Raw genomic sequence first — 14,930 nt, 5'->3', positions numbered from 1 at the left:
AACCACAAACTTACTGAAGATTAAAGCCCAGGAATACGGCCTTGATAAACCACTGGGAAGTAACCATCGCTACCACGCTTGCCCAGCATCCCGAGGGATTTACGCATATCTTCTGGCTGTTCGTTGGTTTCTTTAATCTTAGCGGCAACCTTAACCATATTGCCTTCATCTAGCTGCAGCGTGCCGATAATCCCCAACTGGTTTTTGCTCTCATCGGTGGCGAGCTGGGCTTTACCCTCAACACAACTTAGCCCCAGTTCGATATTACCCAGTGGATAATTGCCGAATTGGTTCTTCACATTGGTTTGATTTAAAAACAATTTACCCGATAACTGCTCGCACCAAGGTTTACCTTGTTCTAGGGTTTCCACAAGCAAGCTGACTTCACCGTTAATTTCGGTTCTAAAGGGCAGTTTAGCATTGCCAATCAAGAAGCTATCGGGCGCCTCAAAACGCAATCCTTGAGCGCTGATCCCGCCCATAGACCAAGTGATTAACCCTTTGGCACTCACTGGGGTTGCACGGCTACCTACTTGAAAGTCCAGCTTCACTTTACCTAAAAACAACGCCCAAGGGCTCAGCTCCCAGCGAACTTGTTCCAATTGGCGTTGCTGCAGATTTAAGGTTTCGATGCTGCCAGACCAAATACTGCCGCTCACTCCAGAAATTCCCACATTTGCAGGCAGTGGCGCGAGGCGCACAGCGACACTGGCGGGAAATAGCGCCAGTAAAAACACTAAATAAACCAGTACACCTATAATGATTTTTTTTATCAAACTCACAGCTACACCTTAACCTATTGCGCTAGTTGGATACGTCTTACTTTGACATAGCCAGGCGCGTCGGCCTCTGCCAAATCAACACTCTCAAGTGATAGGCCTTTTTTCTGCACTAAGTCACTCAAATAATTGAGTAAGGCATCGAATGGCACATCATCCATCCACACTTGGATTTTATCGCCCTGGGGCTGCATGCGAGTGATCACTAATCCGTAAGTGCCTGCAGTTTGGTTAACGACCGAGCTTAAGCTGCCTGACATAGTCGGCTTAGCGCCGCTTTGCTTTAAGCCAGCGATTTTATTTGCCGTTTGCTTTACATAGGTAAGTGTCTGCTGCTGCGCCGTTAAGTTGCGCAGTGCATTGGCTTCGGCATTGGCAATGGGTGTCCAGATGCCCCAGTAAAACACGCCGATCACTAAGAAAACGGCGCCGAAGCCGACGATTTGCTGCTCGCGCGATGCAAGCCCTTGCCACCAAGTCCGCAAATTATCCATCTTATTTGCTCCTCAAGGTTAAGGTACTGGTGACCTGATCTTCACCGCTGTTCATCGTACCGCCATCCATTTGGAAGCGACGGCCGACAATCTCTTTAAACTTCTCAATTTGCGCGTAATTCTTGGCCGTGACTTGCATACGGATTTCATTACGGGCGCTCTCAAATCTTAGGGTGTTTGGTTTCAGCTCGGGCACTTGTTTAAAGGCGTCCTGTAAACCATCGAGCATCGCAAAAAACTCAGCACCACTGCCTTGGCCTTGGAGTGCGCGCAGTTGGCTTTCCATCTGCGAACGTAAATTCACGATGCGTGAATTCCCCGGCACCACTTGTTGGTAAATGGCTTCACTCTGCGCCTTCAAATCGGCAATCTGGCCATTCACTTGATGAATGGTTAAGCCCTTATTTACCAAGGACAAGACAATGGCAACGCCTAACACGATTGCGGCATTTTTCCACTGCAACAGATGCTTACTGTATTCGCGCTTCGGCGTATACACACCCGTGAGTAAGTTGATGGGCGCATGTAAAATGCCACGCGCCAGTACCAACATAGGTAAATCGAGCGGCTGTGGCTTAAGCTCAACGCCGTCCAGTTCCATCTCTGTGTAACTGGCGACCGACACTTCGTCGGCCTGCGCCGTCAGTTGCTTCATCGCTACTGGCAGCCAAGGTAAAGGCAGGCTATGGCCAGTTCCTAATCCTGTACGCAGTAATAACTCGTTACCGAAACGCATGGCCGCCCATTGGCATTCCTGCAATGGCAAGGCGAGGCAATCGGGCACGATACGCTTCACTTTTAAACCCGCTTCAGCCAAACAGCTGAGCCAAGTTTGCATTTGTTCATGGGCAACGGCCACCACACTGAGGGCATCGCCATTGCGCGGGCCAACGGTAAAGTGCATCGCATCCACATCATCGGCGATGGTTTCTTCCAACATAAAAGGCAGGGCTTTTAAGGCTTGGCGTTGGCCTTTTTCGGGTAGATTCACGCTGGTGAGCGTCATGGCGGAGGCTGGCACCAATACATCGATAGGCCGATTTCCCGCGCGCTCGGTTAAGGTTGATAAACCTTGGGCGTTGGCAAGTTCACCAGAGGCGATAATTTCTTGTTCTTGTTCGGACCAAACCAGCCAAGAGCATGCCTGCTCTGCGGTTCTGCCTAAGCGAATAAATAGCCGTTCACTCACAGTTTTTCTCCACCAGCTTCCATCTTAAAAGATTGAGCTTGTTTGCTATTATTTTTGTCCACCAAACTGACGGGTGAGCACATCCATTTTGTTACCGCTGCTCTTTTTGAGCACGCTCTCCATTCTAAAAATGGCGTTGTCGACCTTTGCGCCCGAGGCGAGGAGGAAGTACTGACTGTCCACCACAAAACTAGACTTCATCGCATCTTCCCATTTAATCGACCCCATTGAGGAGGATTCATAAAAATCATCGATCTTGGCAAAACCATCGCCGGGGCGTTGGTTGATAATGCTTTCGGCCTCGCCAACCGATATCTGATTATCCAGCATGGCCGCCAGCAGCGCCGCCTGCTCGACATCTATAGTGTTCACGTTTAACAGTTGTCTGTCATTCCCTGGAATGACGCAAATATAAGGCAATAATTTCAAATAAATATCTTGTGTGTAACCTATCACCGCCCGCAACTCACTCCTGTGATTCATCAGGGTATTTGCAGCGCGATATGGCACATTTCGCGCTTCGTACTCGGCGTCTTCGGCGCCATATGGGCTCGCGACTGTGTCCTCGTCGATATAATCCTTTAGGGTTTGAGTTAAATGATCCGCGGTAAAATCATCCATCCCTAAACTCACTAATAAGGCTTTGTATTGCTTTGCCGCTAAGGGCAATTTAGGTTGACCGTTTTCCACATCTTTTGTGGTGACGGACAAAGCATTTAAGTTAAAACACGAACGCATATCGGTGATCTTGCCAGCAATCTCACCATATTCCGCCGGAAACACCACGTCGCTCATGGCCCAATATTGTTGCTTATGTACACGGCCTTCCGAATCGTCCAAGTCTTGCTTGAGGATCTTCTTCGCCAGTTCCTCGGCGGAAATCGCGTACCAATAGGCCTGATCGAACTGGGCTAAGTTTAAGGTGCGGCGCATCGACAACTGATTTCGACTGGTAATATTGGTGGCGATAATCACCACCATGGCCACAATCAGCAACACCACAATCAGCGCGACGCCACGTTGTTTAGCAGGATTTCGCCTTATCATGCGCCATCCTCATTTTCAGGGTCACCTTTGCCGGGATCTTCTTCGCCGTTACCCGAGCCATCGCCATTATTGTCTTGGTCGCCGTTGTCGTCTTTATTGTCATCGGCGTTGTCGTTCTTGTTGTCCTCATCATTGGACTTTTCTGGCGCCGCCGCGCCCAAGGGCAACATAAACTTACGTTGAATTTTGCCTAAGCCTTCAATCTCAATTTCCATTGCGATGGCTTTGGGTAACTTGGTCGCCTCGACCTTGCGTTCCCATTTGTCCTCCATAAAGAAGGAATACTCGACCGAAAGCACCTTGTCGATAATTACAGTCTTCATTGGCTCGGCGCCAAATTCGGGTTCGGGATAGGGAAAGTACCAACGCTCTAATTTTCCTTCGCGTACCACGTAGGCAACCGACTGTATGCTGCCACGGGGCAATAAGCCGTCGGGGTTGAGCCAGCCTAAGCGGTAAAACACTAAGGCCTCTGATTCCGAATCTAAAATATCGTTACCCGTTTGGAACACTGTGGTACCACGGCCGCCTTCGAGTAATCTGGGTGTCCGCGCCACCATCTGCCCAAGGTCGCGCTCAATCGCGCCAAAGCCCTGCTGCAATGCCTTTAAACGCACCGAGAAGTTACGGGTCACTTCATCGTTGGTCAGCACAGTGCTAAGTACCGCATTGGCGGCTAAACCTAACATGGCAAAAATCGCAATCGCGATCAGCATTTCCAGCAGGGTAAATCCCTTATGAGCCTTAGTTTGTTTTAAGGACATAACTGCTCACTTGTGCTGCAATACGCTGATAACGCTCATCTTCACTGACACTAATGCGGATCATGCGAAAGTTATCATCCGTGGTTTTCACCACTTCTTTACGCCAGTACCAATCCTTACCCGCGAGTTCTACCTGCCCTTCTTTTTTGCCTAATTCGGGAAATTGCGGATCGAGTCTGGCGTCGACCATTTGATTGTCCGCCACCCATTGGGCAAGGGTGCGCGACTCCAGAATCGGCATGTTCGCCATCTGTTCACCTAAGCTTTTGGTGATAGAGACTGCGGCGATGGCAAATACCGCCAAGGCCACAATGACTTCGAGTAGGGTCATCCCCTTAGCGTATTTCATCGGGTCGCCCTAGGGTTAAACGGCCAAGGGCATCGCCCACCACTAACACATCGAGTGGCCCATTGTCGGTCTTGGTAATAAAGCTCAGCTCAAAGGCGCTCATTTCACCACTCGGCAACAGCAAAATCTGCGGCTCTGGATGCTTTTTCTTATCTTCCGCAGAAGGCTCGATTAAGGGTTCGTCGAACCACGACTCGTCCTTCTCATCCTCCTGCACTAAGGGTAAACCGTCGAGCACTAGGTTCAACACGACGCCGGGCTCCATTTGTTTTTCAGACAGAATCCTGTCCTTCTCCAATGGATTCCATTTGCCATCTTTATAATAAACAAACTGATAGCTGGTTTTTTCCACCACGATACCGATAAATTGACCACTTAATACGGTTTCATCCAGCACTAGCTCTGTGGCGGCGATAAATTGCTGCGCGCTTTTTTCCAGTGCCTGTTGTGGGCCTGAATTGCCAATAGACATAGTCACCGCCGCGGCGGTGAGTCCCATTAACAAAATCACCAGCATCACCTCCATCAAGGTGAAGCCGGCGTGGCGCAGCGTTACCATCTTATTGGAAGTTCTGTAAGTTCCAGTTACCGATATCGTCTTCGGTACCTGGCTGACCATCTGGGCCTGCACTAAAGATATCTAACTTGCTGTTTTCGCCTGGGCTTAACAGTAAGTAGTTATTGCGCCATGGATCCTGTGGTAAACGCTTCACATAGCCTTCTTCACGGTAGTTACGTGGCTCGGGTGAGATCGTGGGCTTTTGCACTAAGGCTTCTAAACCTTGTTCAGTCGTGGGATAAATACCGTTATCTAACTTGTACATATCTAAGGCGTTTTCGAGCGCCACTATGTCAGATACCGCTTTCTGTTGGTCGGCTTTATCTTTGTTGCCCATCAGGTTTGGCACTACCATAGACGCCAAAATACCGAGGATAACGATAACCACCATCACTTCGAGTAAGGTAAAACCCTTGTGCTTTTTGTTCATTTGCATCGACTACATCTCCTAAAAAACCTGCGCCATCTCTGAGTCCAAAGAGGCAATAATCCATAAATTTAATAACTAGCCACTAATCAAATTGTTCAGTGCCAAAATAGGTTGCAGAATGGCCATCACGATAAAGAGTACAACCCCCGCCATGCTCACCACCAACATGGGCTCGAACACGCCCAGCGCCAGTGTAACATTACTCTCGAATTCCCTATCCTGGTTATCTGCAGCACGCTCAAGCATTTCCTCGAGCTGACCACTCTTCTCCCCCGAGGCGATCATATATAACATCATCGCCGGGAATAGCTTAGTGTTAGTCAACGCTGCGCCTAGGCTAGTTCCTTCCCGTACGCGTGCCGTGGCATCATCCACCGCCGCTCGCACCCGCACATTTTGCAATACTTCGCTGGCAATGCGCATCCCATCTAACAAAGGCACCGAGCTGGCAGATAAAATACTCAGGGTACGCGCAAACCGCGCGGTATTGAGTCCTTTACTCACTCGGCCAATCACCGGCATTTTCAGCAAAAACGTATGGTATTTCATCTTGAAAATCGGTGACTTGAGTAGACGCTGGAACACCACCAGCAGAATACCAATCGCCAAGATAACAAACAGGCCATAGTGCTGGACAAAGTCTGAGGCGGCAATTAAGAAGCGGGTCGTCGCCGGTAACTCGGCGCCCATATGCTCAAATTGGCCAACCACTTTTGGCACCACGGCGGCCAATAACACCGACACCACCCCAATGGCCACTATCGTCAGCATAATGGGGTAAATCATCGCCTGTTGCAGTTTGGACTTCAGCTGCTGACGACGTTCGGTGTAATCGGCTAAGCGGTTCAGTACCACTTCTAAGTGGCCGGATTTTTCACCCGAGGCTACCATGGCGCGGTACAAGTCATCGAAAATATGCGGAAATTCGGCAAGAGAGTCGGCCAGACTATAGCCTTCCACCACGCGGGAGCGCACCGCCATGATCATGCTGGCGAGACGCGCCTTCTCACATTGCTGGCCCACCGCCTTGAGACATTCCTCAATCGGTAAACCCGCCGCGACCAGTGTGGCGATTTGACGGGTGATCAACGCTAATTCCGCCACCGAAATCCCGCGCTTAAAGGGCGAGAATCCCGTACCTTTTGCCTTGGCTTCTTTTTCGGTGACCGGCAAAATTTCCAGCGGCATCATGCGTTGGTCACGCAGCTGACTACGGGCATGTCTGGCGGTATCCGCCTCAATCACCCCTTTTAGCTGTTTTCCCTTGGCGTCCAGCGCCTTATATTCAAATGCTGGCATAGCTTACTCCTCGCGGGTCACCCTCAGGACTTCTTCCAGAGTGGTGATACCTGAGAGCACCTTGCTCATGCCATCGTGGCGAATGCTTGGCACCGACTGGCGGATATATTTCTCAATCGCCAGTTCACCACGTCCACCGTGGATCAGCTCACGCACATTATCATCGACCAGCAATAACTCATGGATACCCGTACGACCACGGTAGCCACTGCTACCGCAGGCCTTACAACCATTGGCGCGGTAAATATGGCGATGATCGTCCGCCGCCATTCCCAGTAGCTCACGCTCACGGGCATCGGGCACATGTTCCGTCTTACATTTTGGACAGAGTGTACGGATTAAGCGCTGGGCTAATACCCCAAGCAAACTCGATGAGACTAAGAAAGGCTCTACGCCCATGTCCTGCAGACGGGTAATCGCGCCCGAGGCCGTATTGGTATGCAGGGTTGAAATCACTAAGTGACCAGTCAAAGATGCCTGCACCGCAATTTGTGCGGTTTCTAGGTCACGGATTTCCCCGATCATTACTACATCCGGGTCTTGACGCAGAATCGCACGCAGACCACGGGCGAAGGTCATGTCCGCCTTAGTGTTCACTTGAGTTTGACCTATACCCTCTAATTCGTATTCGATGGGATCTTCAACAGTTAAGATATTGGTATCTTTAGAGTTAATTTCGGTAAGACCCGCGTACAGCGTGGTACTCTTACCCGAACCCGTAGGGCCTGTCACCAGAATAATGCCGTGTGGACGACGGATGATCTCATCGAACTGGGCACGGATACTGTCGGTCATCCCCAGTTGTTTTAAGTCCAAATTACCGGCATTTTTATCTAACAGACGCAGTACCACACGCTCGCCATGGCTCGATGGCATGGTCGATACCCGCACGTCCACCGCACGACCCGCAATCCGCAGCGAAATACGGCCGTCCTGCGGTACACGTTTCTCGGCGATATCGAGGCGCGCCATGACCTTAATCCGCGACACCAACAGGGATGACAGCTTACGATTTGGTTTAAGCACTTCCTTCAACACGCCGTCGATACGGAAACGCACGACTAACTGCTTCTCGTAGGTTTCGATATGGATATCCGAAGCTTCTTCTTTAATGGCTTCAGATAACAAGGCGTTAATCAGCTTGATAATAGGCGCATCGTCATCGCCTTCCAGCAGATCTTCGGTTTGCGGCAGCTCTTCGGCGAGGGTGAATAAATCCATCTCGTTGCCAATATCTTCCATCAGCTGCTGCGCTTCGGAGGAGTTGGCTTGATAAGCCTGGGTTAATTTTGCCTCAAACTTGCCCGGTTCGAGCAATACCAGTGGCAAATCCGCGCCCGAGTAGCGGCGTGCTTCGAGCATGGCCGCCAATGGGGTCTTGGCGGTATAAAACAGGTTCAAGGCGCCATCATCGCCATAGGCTAAAATCACCTCATGGCGGTGGGCAAAGGCAAAGGGTAAACGCTCTTTGCTGCTGGAGCGAAATACCTCATCACCTTCGGCTTCAAGCCCTAGTTCGTTAGAAACTAGGCTTAAATCCTCGACTTGGGTTACTTGTATTTCACTCATTGTGTTTTGTCTTTGTTCTTGTTTTCATCCAGCGACTTGAGGGTCGAGTCCGTTTTACGCATATTGGTATCTAACCCTTTGCCTTCTTTATAACGCTCTAAAATCTCATTCACTTCCGGCGGCAGGTATTCAGATTGATTCCATTCTTCCAGAATTGGCACTTGAGTATTTGGCATTAAGTTCACGCCGCGCTCTTGCTGCTCAAGTTGTAATGCTCTGAAATAGTTGTATTTACGGCCTGCGATACCTTCCATAGTCACACCATCACGGATAATGGTAGGCTTGATGAAAATCATCAGGTTCTTTTTGGTCTTCTTACTCGAAGACGACTTGAATAGGTGTCCGAGTACCGGAATGTCACCAAGGAATGGCACTTTCTGCACGCTTTCTTGGACTTCTTCGTTAATCAAACCACCGAGCACTACGATTTGCCCTGAATCAGCCATCACAGTGGTAGTTAAACGACGAGTCGCGAAGGAGATATCCACACCTGTGTTACCGTTTACGCCCGAGACTTCTTGCTCAATCGCAAGCTTAACCGCGTTGCCTTCGTTGATCTGAGGCACCACTTTTAACTTCACCCCAACCTCTTTACGTTCAACGGTTTGGAATGGGTTACTGTTGTTTGAGCTGGCGGTAGAACCCGTCAGAATCGGCACTTCGTCACCGACGATAAAGGAGGCTTCTTGGTTATCCAAGGTGGTGATAGAAGGTGTTGCCAGTACGTTCGAGTTGGTATCGGCTGACACAGCTTGTATTAAGGCACCGAAGTCCCCCATAGCCACGCCCCACGCCATACCATTCACTTTACCTAAGGCTTGGGCAAGTAATGTCACATCACCTTTGGTATCAGGGTTGTCTGTACAGGTCTGATTATCTCCAGAACCGGTACAAGTTTGGGAAGCTTTCACATCCTGTGCCTGCCAAATACCGGCGCCAATTTCGCCAATGGTTGGGCCTAAGTTATTGAACTGAGTACCACCGCCCGCTTTAGCGGCCCATTGCACGCCAAAGCCAACGTTATCGCCTTCGGCAACTTCTACAATAATGGCTTCGACTAATACTTGGGCGCGGCGAATATCGAGTTGGTTAATCACGCTCTCGATAGTGCGCATTTGATCTGGCTCTGCGCTGATCACTAAGGCGTTGGTATCAGTGTGGGCCATAATGTTGATTTCATTACGACGTTTAGCTCCAGCCTGCGCGCTAGGGTCTTTTTCACCCTCTAGCTTTTGCGCAAATCCGGTCAACACCTCGACTAAATCTTCGGCCTTGGCGTAACGTAAGTAGCGTACCTTGGTATTACCTGTGCTGGCCTGCTCGGCATCGAGGCGGTGGATAAGCTCAACCACGCGTTGGCGGCTCTTTTCATCACCACTGACCACCACGGCGTTAATCCGCTCGTCGGCAACCACCTTAGGCGCTTGTCCTGGGAGCTGCGCTTGGTTAGCCGTCGCGCGGTAAAGGGTATCGATAATACGCACCATTTCACCGGCTGAAGCGTATTCGAGTGGCACCACTTGTACCGAGGTATCGCCCTGCTTATCTACACGACGCACGATTTCAACTAACTTATTCACTACCGCTGCGCGGCCTGACAACATCAGCACGTTCGATGGGTCGTAGTTCACTACGTTACCGCCACCAGCGTTATCGTTTAACTGGCGTAATAACGGCGCTAACTGCTTGGCTTCGGTGTTATACAACGCCACAATGCGGGTGACCATTTCATCGCCTAAACCTGGGTCGTTGTCGTTGGCAACACGAATCGCCGCGGTTTTCGCATCTTTGTCTTTGATGACCTTGATGACGTTGTTTTCCATCTCGACGATGGCATAACCGTAAACTTGCAGCACGTTGAGGAAGAATTGGTAATACTGCTCATCGTTGAGCAGATCATAACTGCGCACGTTGATCTTGCCGCGAATGGTCGGGTCAACAATGATGGTTTTATTCAGGTTTTTACCAACGATGTTGATAAATTCTTGGATATCAGTGCCTTTAAAGTTGGCCGCATATTGTTCAGACCAAACAAATTGCGAGGTCAGCATAGTGGCGCCAGCCACAACTCCAGCAATCAGTTTGCGTCGAATCCGTTTGTTATTCATTATTTTACTTTCCTCTAACGCGTGTTATTGCGGCAAACTAAACATGATTTCAACCAATTGTCCTTCCCGTTCCACCATAATGGAAACTTCAGTTAACTCAGGCAATTGGCTCATCATTTCTAACGCCTGACTCATCACAGTCAGGTCGTATCCATTAATCGATTTCGCAAGGTCATTGGGTTTAAAGCCCGCTTGCTTAAAAAGGTTCACATCTTTACCCGGGTTTAGACGGTAACCCACGACGCTTTCGCCCTGTCTGACGGGAGAGATCGCGATGTAATCGGTAATTTTGCTGGGATCGGCTAAGAGTTCGCTGCGGGATTCTGCCAGCTCTTGGGAAATTTCAGCATTTTTGCGCTGATCCACGCGGCTAACCACCTCGGCTTTTTCACTCTTAGCCTTTTGTAATTGCTGATTCGCCGGGCTTTGGCTGGTGTAAACCAGACCATCGAGCATCAGGGTCTCGTAACGGCCCGCGTTGGTGATGATAATCCGGTCGGCGTAGACTTCTTTTAACGAAGCCGAAGTGCCTTTGATCTTATCGCCTAGGCTGTAGGTTTCTTGACTACCGCTGGACTCGATAATCGCGAGGCCTTTTTGATCGGCGGTCGAGGCCACCACACCCGTTAATTGAATCGAGAGGGACGTCTTAGGCGCATCGGTCACAGTCTCAACCACTTCCACTTTCGGTTTATCGGTTTTGGCATCGGCTCTGCCAAACAGTGCAAGCTGCTGTAATCCCGCCAGATCAACTTGCCCAGCCCCTTTACCTATCGTGGTGACAGCCGTAGGAGACCAAGCCGTTGGGGATGCAGTGCTAGGTACGAGTTTCCATGTAATTTGCGCGGCTAAGAGTAAACACAGAATAAAACCAAACCAGAAAACAACCTGACTCAATGGCTTATGCGGGATACCTGCAGCTTTAGCGATAACTTTATCTAATAAATCCATATTTATGTGGACCCTCAATACAGGTCTCTGTTCTGATTATAAAAATTAGAATGTTCGCCACATGCTAACCTAGGCCGCATTTGGCAACAACCCCATAACAGTATTGCAATTGGCGAAAATTCGCCATTTATGCTAACTTTGCCCGCCTCAAAAGGGTGTGAAGCGCACCACCCTTTAACATAATAGCAATGCGGCTTAGGCATTTTATTGTTCAGCATGTGAACTCATCGATCTTTTATCTTGGAGACACTATGACGCAAAGTGTAAGCGACAGTGGCACCGTTCGACTCGATAAGTGGTTATGGGCCGCACGTTTTTATAAAACCCGTGCCATTGCCAAAGAAATGATCAACGGCGGCAAAGTACATTACAACGGTGCTCGCACCAAATCTAGTAAGAATGCCGAGATAGGTGCCGTCCTTAAGATACGACAGGGATATGACGATAAAGAGATCGTCATAAAAAAATTATCTGAAATGCGCCAAAGTGCATCGATTGCGCAGGAATTGTACGAAGAAACGGCCGCCAGTATAGCCAAGCGTGCGGTAAACGCCGAAGCAAGACGATTGAATATTCTCAATAATCCTGCGCCCGACCACAAACCGGATAAAAAGCAACGACGCCAACTTATCCGTTTTAAAGAATGCTAAGAATTACGTAAAAGTTACCTAACAGTGAGATACAAGATGATACAAGATATTTTAAACCGCTACTTGTTCGACAATGCCGATGTGCGTGGTGAACTCGTACAGTTACAAGACAGCTATCAACAGGTGATTGGCTCACACGCTTACCCACCCGTGTTGCAAATCCTGCTGGGTGAATTGCTGGCGGCGACGTCTCTGTTAACTGCCACCTTAAAATTCAGTGGCGATATCAGCGTGCAGTTGCAGGGCAACGGCCCAGTATCACTGGCGGTGATTAATGGCAATAACCAGCAGCAATTACGCGGTATTGCCCGCTGGGAAGGCGAGTTAGCCGACGATGCTAGCCTTGCCGATCTGTTTGGCCAAGGTTATATGGTTATCACCCTGACGCCGGATGAAGGCGAGCGTTACCAAGGCGTGGTCGCCCTAGACAAACCAACCTTAGCCGCCTGTGTCGAAGACTACTTTAACCAATCAGAGCAATTACCTACTGCACTCTGGTTATTTGCCGACGGTAAGCAAGCTGCGGGTATGTTCTTGCAAGTATTGCCAAGCCAAGAAGGCCACAATGCCGACTTCGAGCATTTGTGTCAGCTGACTGCGACCATCAAGGCAGAAGAGTTATTCACCTTAGATGCGCAGGACGTATTGCACCGCTTATATCACCAAGAAGAAGTGCGTTTGTTCGATCCTATCGAAGTCAGCTTTAAATGCACTTGCTCACGTGAGCGCAGCACAGCTGCGATCAAAACCATTGATCAAGCCGAAGTCGAAGCCATTCTGGCCGAAGACGGTAAGGTCGAAATGGGTTGTGAGTACTGCAATGCCAAATACGTATTCGATGGTATTGATATCGCAGCTATTTATGCCAACGGCACAGCTTCAAATACCCAGCAGTAAGTCAAAATTGACTGTTAAAAGGGCACCTTAGGGTGCCCTTTTTTGTACCGCCTCAATGATCCAGCTCACACTTTACCCGCGGATAGGATACAATCGGCACACTTTGTCCCCTAGCACGCCTCGGGCGATAAATAAAAACAAATCGGCAGACGATCGATAAAAAAATAACCTTACAAATACAAGTCAATGGAGACCTCACTATGGCGGATGGATTAAACCGCGTTCACTACAACCCCTCAACAGCACAACTGGTCGAATTTGCCCTGCTACGCGGCGAAGGTGAATTGACTGCAAACGGCGCACTGGTCGCTAAAACCGGTACCCGCACAGGTCGCTCTCCTGGCGATCGTTTTATCGTAAAAGAAGACAGTTCAGCGGCTGACATCGAATGGGGCCCCGTCAACCAAGCATTTGAACCCGGTGCTTTTGAAGGATTATGGGCGCGCGTAGAAGCATTCCTCGCCGATAAAGAGTTGTTTGTATCTGACCTCGAAGTCGGTGCAGATCCAGAACATTACCAGCCAGTGCGCGTGACGACTCAATACGCTTGGCACCAACTGTTCGCCCGCAACCTTTTTATCATCCCAGAAGAATTTAACCGTCAAGACAAGCCTGTATGGCAAATCATCAACGCGCCAGACTTCGTCTGTGTTCCTGAGCGTGATGGCACCAATTCAGATGCGGCGGTGATCTTAAACTTTGCCGAGCGCAAAGTGTTGCTAGCGGGCCTGAAATACGCTGGCGAAATGAAGAAGTCGATGTTCTCTGTACAAAACTTCCTGCTGCCAGCTCAAGGCGTATTGCCAATGCACTGCTCGGCTAACGTAGGTAAAGACGGCGACACTACCCTATTCTTCGGTCTGTCAGGCACGGGTAAAACCACCCTGTCTGCGGATCCAAAACGCTTCCTGATCGGTGACGATGAGCACGGCTGGGCACCGGGCGGCGTATTCAACATCGAAGGCGGCTGCTACGCCAAGTGTATCGACCTAAGCCAAAAGAACGAGCCAGTGATTTGGGATGCGATTCGTTTCGGTACTGTGCTGGAAAACGTGGTAATGGACGAGCACCGCGTGCCTAACTACAAAGACAGCAGCCTGACGGAAAACACCCGTGCGGCTTACCCACTCGAGCATATCGCTCAGCGTAAAGAAGACAACCGTGGCGCCGAGCCACACGCAGTGGTGTTCTTAACCTGCGACGTGTCTGGCGTATTACCACCGGTTTCTATCCTGAGCAAAGAGCAAGCGGCTTACCACTTCCTCTCGGGTTACACAGCTAAAGTCGGTTCGACTGAAATCGGTTCAACTTCGGCGATTCAGTCCACCTTCTCTACCTGCTTCGGCGCACCTTTCTTCCCACGTCCTGCGGGCGTGTATGCCGAGCTGCTGATGAAGCGTATCGAGTCATTCGGTAGCCAAGTGTACTTAGTGAACACAGGCTGGACTGGTGGCCCACACGGCATTGGTAAACGTTTCGACATCCCAACGACGCGCGCCATTGTCGATGCGATTGTCAGCGGTGAACTGAAAAACGTCGAAACCGTACACTTAGACACACTGAATCTGGCCGTACCTGTGGCGGTATCGGGTGTAGACACTAACCTACTCAACCCAGTGAACACTTGGAGCGATAAGGCACTGTACGCCGAATACGCCCAAAAACTGGCCGAAGCCTTCACTAAGAACTTCGCTAAGTACCAAGTGTCTGATGCCATCCGTAACGCAGGCCCAAAGGCATAAGCGCAGCGAATTCATTTAGATAATGTAATCAAACACATTGTTGAGTAAAAAAAGCGCGGGTTCAGCGATGAACCCGCGCTTTTTATTTGCCTATGGATTTTAT

15 protein-coding genes are annotated in these 14,930 nt (G+C 49.8%); 3 read left to right on the top strand and 12 right to left on the bottom strand.

The window, feature by feature from the left end; translation table 11 throughout:
* Positions 1–20 precede the first annotated feature (20 nt).
* The 12 genes from K0H60_RS01060 to gspC all read right to left on the bottom strand — a co-directional run bounded on the left by K0H60_RS01060 (position 21) and on the right by gspC (position 11,538).
* Positions 21–782, bottom strand: a complete 762-nt coding sequence (locus K0H60_RS01060) for a type II secretion system protein N (protein WP_011624783.1) — start codon at positions 780–782, stop codon at positions 21–23.
* Positions 783–796: 14 nt separating this feature from the next.
* The gene (locus tag K0H60_RS01055) at positions 797–1,273 is read right to left on the bottom strand and encodes a type II secretion system protein M (RefSeq protein WP_011715431.1); all 477 of its coding nucleotides are present in this window, start codon (positions 1,271–1,273) and stop codon (positions 797–799) included.
* Position 1,274: 1 nt separating this feature from the next.
* Entirely contained in the window at positions 1,275–2,462 is a 1,188-nt protein-coding gene (gspL, locus tag K0H60_RS01050) for a type II secretion system protein GspL (protein WP_011620997.1), read from the bottom strand.
* Positions 2,463–2,510: 48 nt separating this feature from the next.
* On the bottom strand, positions 2,511–3,509 hold the full coding sequence (gspK, locus tag K0H60_RS01045; protein WP_220057010.1) for a type II secretion system minor pseudopilin GspK: 999 nt from the start codon (positions 3,507–3,509) through the stop codon (positions 2,511–2,513).
* Positions 3,506–4,273, bottom strand: coding sequence for a type II secretion system minor pseudopilin GspJ (gene gspJ, locus K0H60_RS01040; protein ID WP_011715429.1), 768 nt, complete (start codon positions 4,271–4,273; stop codon positions 3,506–3,508). The genes gspK and gspJ overlap by 4 nt, the downstream gene beginning before the upstream one ends.
* Entirely contained in the window at positions 4,254–4,622 is a 369-nt protein-coding gene (gspI, locus tag K0H60_RS01035; RefSeq protein WP_011715428.1) for a type II secretion system minor pseudopilin GspI, read from the bottom strand. Before gspI ends, gspJ begins: the two co-directional genes overlap by 20 nt.
* Positions 4,609–5,181 (bottom strand): type II secretion system minor pseudopilin GspH, encoded by a 573-nt coding sequence (gene gspH, locus K0H60_RS01030; RefSeq protein WP_133182030.1) that lies wholly within the window; start codon positions 5,179–5,181, stop codon positions 4,609–4,611. The genes gspI and gspH overlap by 14 nt, the downstream gene beginning before the upstream one ends.
* 1 nt (position 5,182) lies before the next feature.
* A complete protein-coding gene (gspG, locus tag K0H60_RS01025; protein WP_220057009.1) occupies positions 5,183–5,617 on the bottom strand; it encodes a type II secretion system major pseudopilin GspG in 435 nt (144 codons plus the stop codon).
* Positions 5,618–5,686: 69 nt separating this feature from the next.
* Positions 5,687–6,910, bottom strand: coding sequence for a type II secretion system inner membrane protein GspF (gspF, locus tag K0H60_RS01020; protein WP_089066680.1), 1,224 nt, complete (start codon positions 6,908–6,910; stop codon positions 5,687–5,689).
* A 3-nt stretch (positions 6,911–6,913) separates the two neighbouring features.
* A complete protein-coding gene (gene gspE / locus K0H60_RS01015; RefSeq protein WP_086902859.1) occupies positions 6,914–8,479 on the bottom strand; it encodes a type II secretion system ATPase GspE in 1,566 nt (521 codons plus the stop codon).
* On the bottom strand, positions 8,476–10,587 hold the full coding sequence (gene gspD, locus K0H60_RS01010) for a type II secretion system secretin GspD (protein WP_220057008.1): 2,112 nt from the start codon (positions 10,585–10,587) through the stop codon (positions 8,476–8,478). Before gspD ends, gspE begins: the two co-directional genes overlap by 4 nt.
* Positions 10,588–10,611: 24 nt before the next feature.
* Positions 10,612–11,538 (bottom strand): type II secretion system protein GspC, encoded by a 927-nt coding sequence (gspC, locus tag K0H60_RS01005; RefSeq protein WP_220057007.1) that lies wholly within the window; start codon positions 11,536–11,538, stop codon positions 10,612–10,614.
* A 251-nt stretch (positions 11,539–11,789) separates the two neighbouring features.
* On the opposite strand from gspC, the gene hslR reads away from it, so the two are divergent.
* The 3 genes from hslR to K0H60_RS00990 all read left to right on the top strand — a co-directional run bounded on the left by hslR (position 11,790) and on the right by K0H60_RS00990 (position 14,827).
* On the top strand, positions 11,790–12,188 hold the full coding sequence (gene hslR, locus K0H60_RS01000) for a ribosome-associated heat shock protein Hsp15 (protein WP_220057006.1): 399 nt from the start codon (positions 11,790–11,792) through the stop codon (positions 12,186–12,188).
* A 36-nt stretch (positions 12,189–12,224) separates the two neighbouring features.
* Positions 12,225–13,085 carry an Hsp33 family molecular chaperone HslO gene (gene hslO / locus K0H60_RS00995; protein WP_220057005.1) on the top strand — a complete coding sequence of 287 codons (861 nt, stop codon included), beginning with the start codon at positions 12,225–12,227 and terminating at the stop codon, positions 13,083–13,085.
* Positions 13,086–13,285: 200 nt separating this feature from the next.
* On the top strand, positions 13,286–14,827 hold the full coding sequence (locus K0H60_RS00990; protein ID WP_220057004.1) for a phosphoenolpyruvate carboxykinase: 1,542 nt from the start codon (positions 13,286–13,288) through the stop codon (positions 14,825–14,827).
* Positions 14,828–14,930: the final 103 nt, after the last annotated feature.

The organism is Shewanella mangrovisoli, assembly GCF_019457635.1.
Lineage (GTDB): Bacteria > Pseudomonadota > Gammaproteobacteria > Enterobacterales > Shewanellaceae > Shewanella > Shewanella mangrovisoli.
This window is presented reverse-complemented; position numbering and strand designations above follow the sequence as displayed.

Excerpts from the sequence above, each read along its gene's own strand:
- gspD (WP_220057008.1), bottom strand. The coding sequence starts at position 10,587 with ATGAATAACAAACGGATTCGACGCAAACTGATTGCTGGAGTTGTGGCT.
- gspG (WP_220057009.1), bottom strand. The coding sequence starts at position 5,617 with ATGCAAATGAACAAAAAGCACAAGGGTTTTACCTTACTCGAAGTGATG.
- gspI (WP_011715428.1), bottom strand. The coding sequence starts at position 4,622 with ATGAAATACGCTAAGGGGATGACCCTACTCGAAGTCATTGTGGCCTTG.
- gspJ (WP_011715429.1), bottom strand. The coding sequence starts at position 4,273 with ATGTCCTTAAAACAAACTAAGGCTCATAAGGGATTTACCCTGCTGGAA.
- K0H60_RS00990 (WP_220057004.1), top strand. The coding sequence starts at position 13,286 with ATGGCGGATGGATTAAACCGCGTTCACTACAACCCCTCAACAGCACAA.
- hslR (WP_220057006.1), top strand. The coding sequence starts at position 11,790 with ATGACGCAAAGTGTAAGCGACAGTGGCACCGTTCGACTCGATAAGTGG.
- gspF (WP_089066680.1), bottom strand. The coding sequence starts at position 6,910 with ATGCCAGCATTTGAATATAAGGCGCTGGACGCCAAGGGAAAACAGCTA.
- K0H60_RS01055 (WP_011715431.1), bottom strand. The coding sequence starts at position 1,273 with ATGGATAATTTGCGGACTTGGTGGCAAGGGCTTGCATCGCGCGAGCAG.
- gspH (WP_133182030.1), bottom strand. The coding sequence starts at position 5,181 with ATGGTAACGCTGCGCCACGCCGGCTTCACCTTGATGGAGGTGATGCTG.
- gspE (WP_086902859.1), bottom strand. The coding sequence starts at position 8,479 with ATGAGTGAAATACAAGTAACCCAAGTCGAGGATTTAAGCCTAGTTTCT.
- gspC (WP_220057007.1), bottom strand. The coding sequence starts at position 11,538 with ATGGATTTATTAGATAAAGTTATCGCTAAAGCTGCAGGTATCCCGCAT.
- hslO (WP_220057005.1), top strand. The coding sequence starts at position 12,225 with ATGATACAAGATATTTTAAACCGCTACTTGTTCGACAATGCCGATGTG.
- gspK (WP_220057010.1), bottom strand. The coding sequence starts at position 3,509 with ATGATAAGGCGAAATCCTGCTAAACAACGTGGCGTCGCGCTGATTGTG.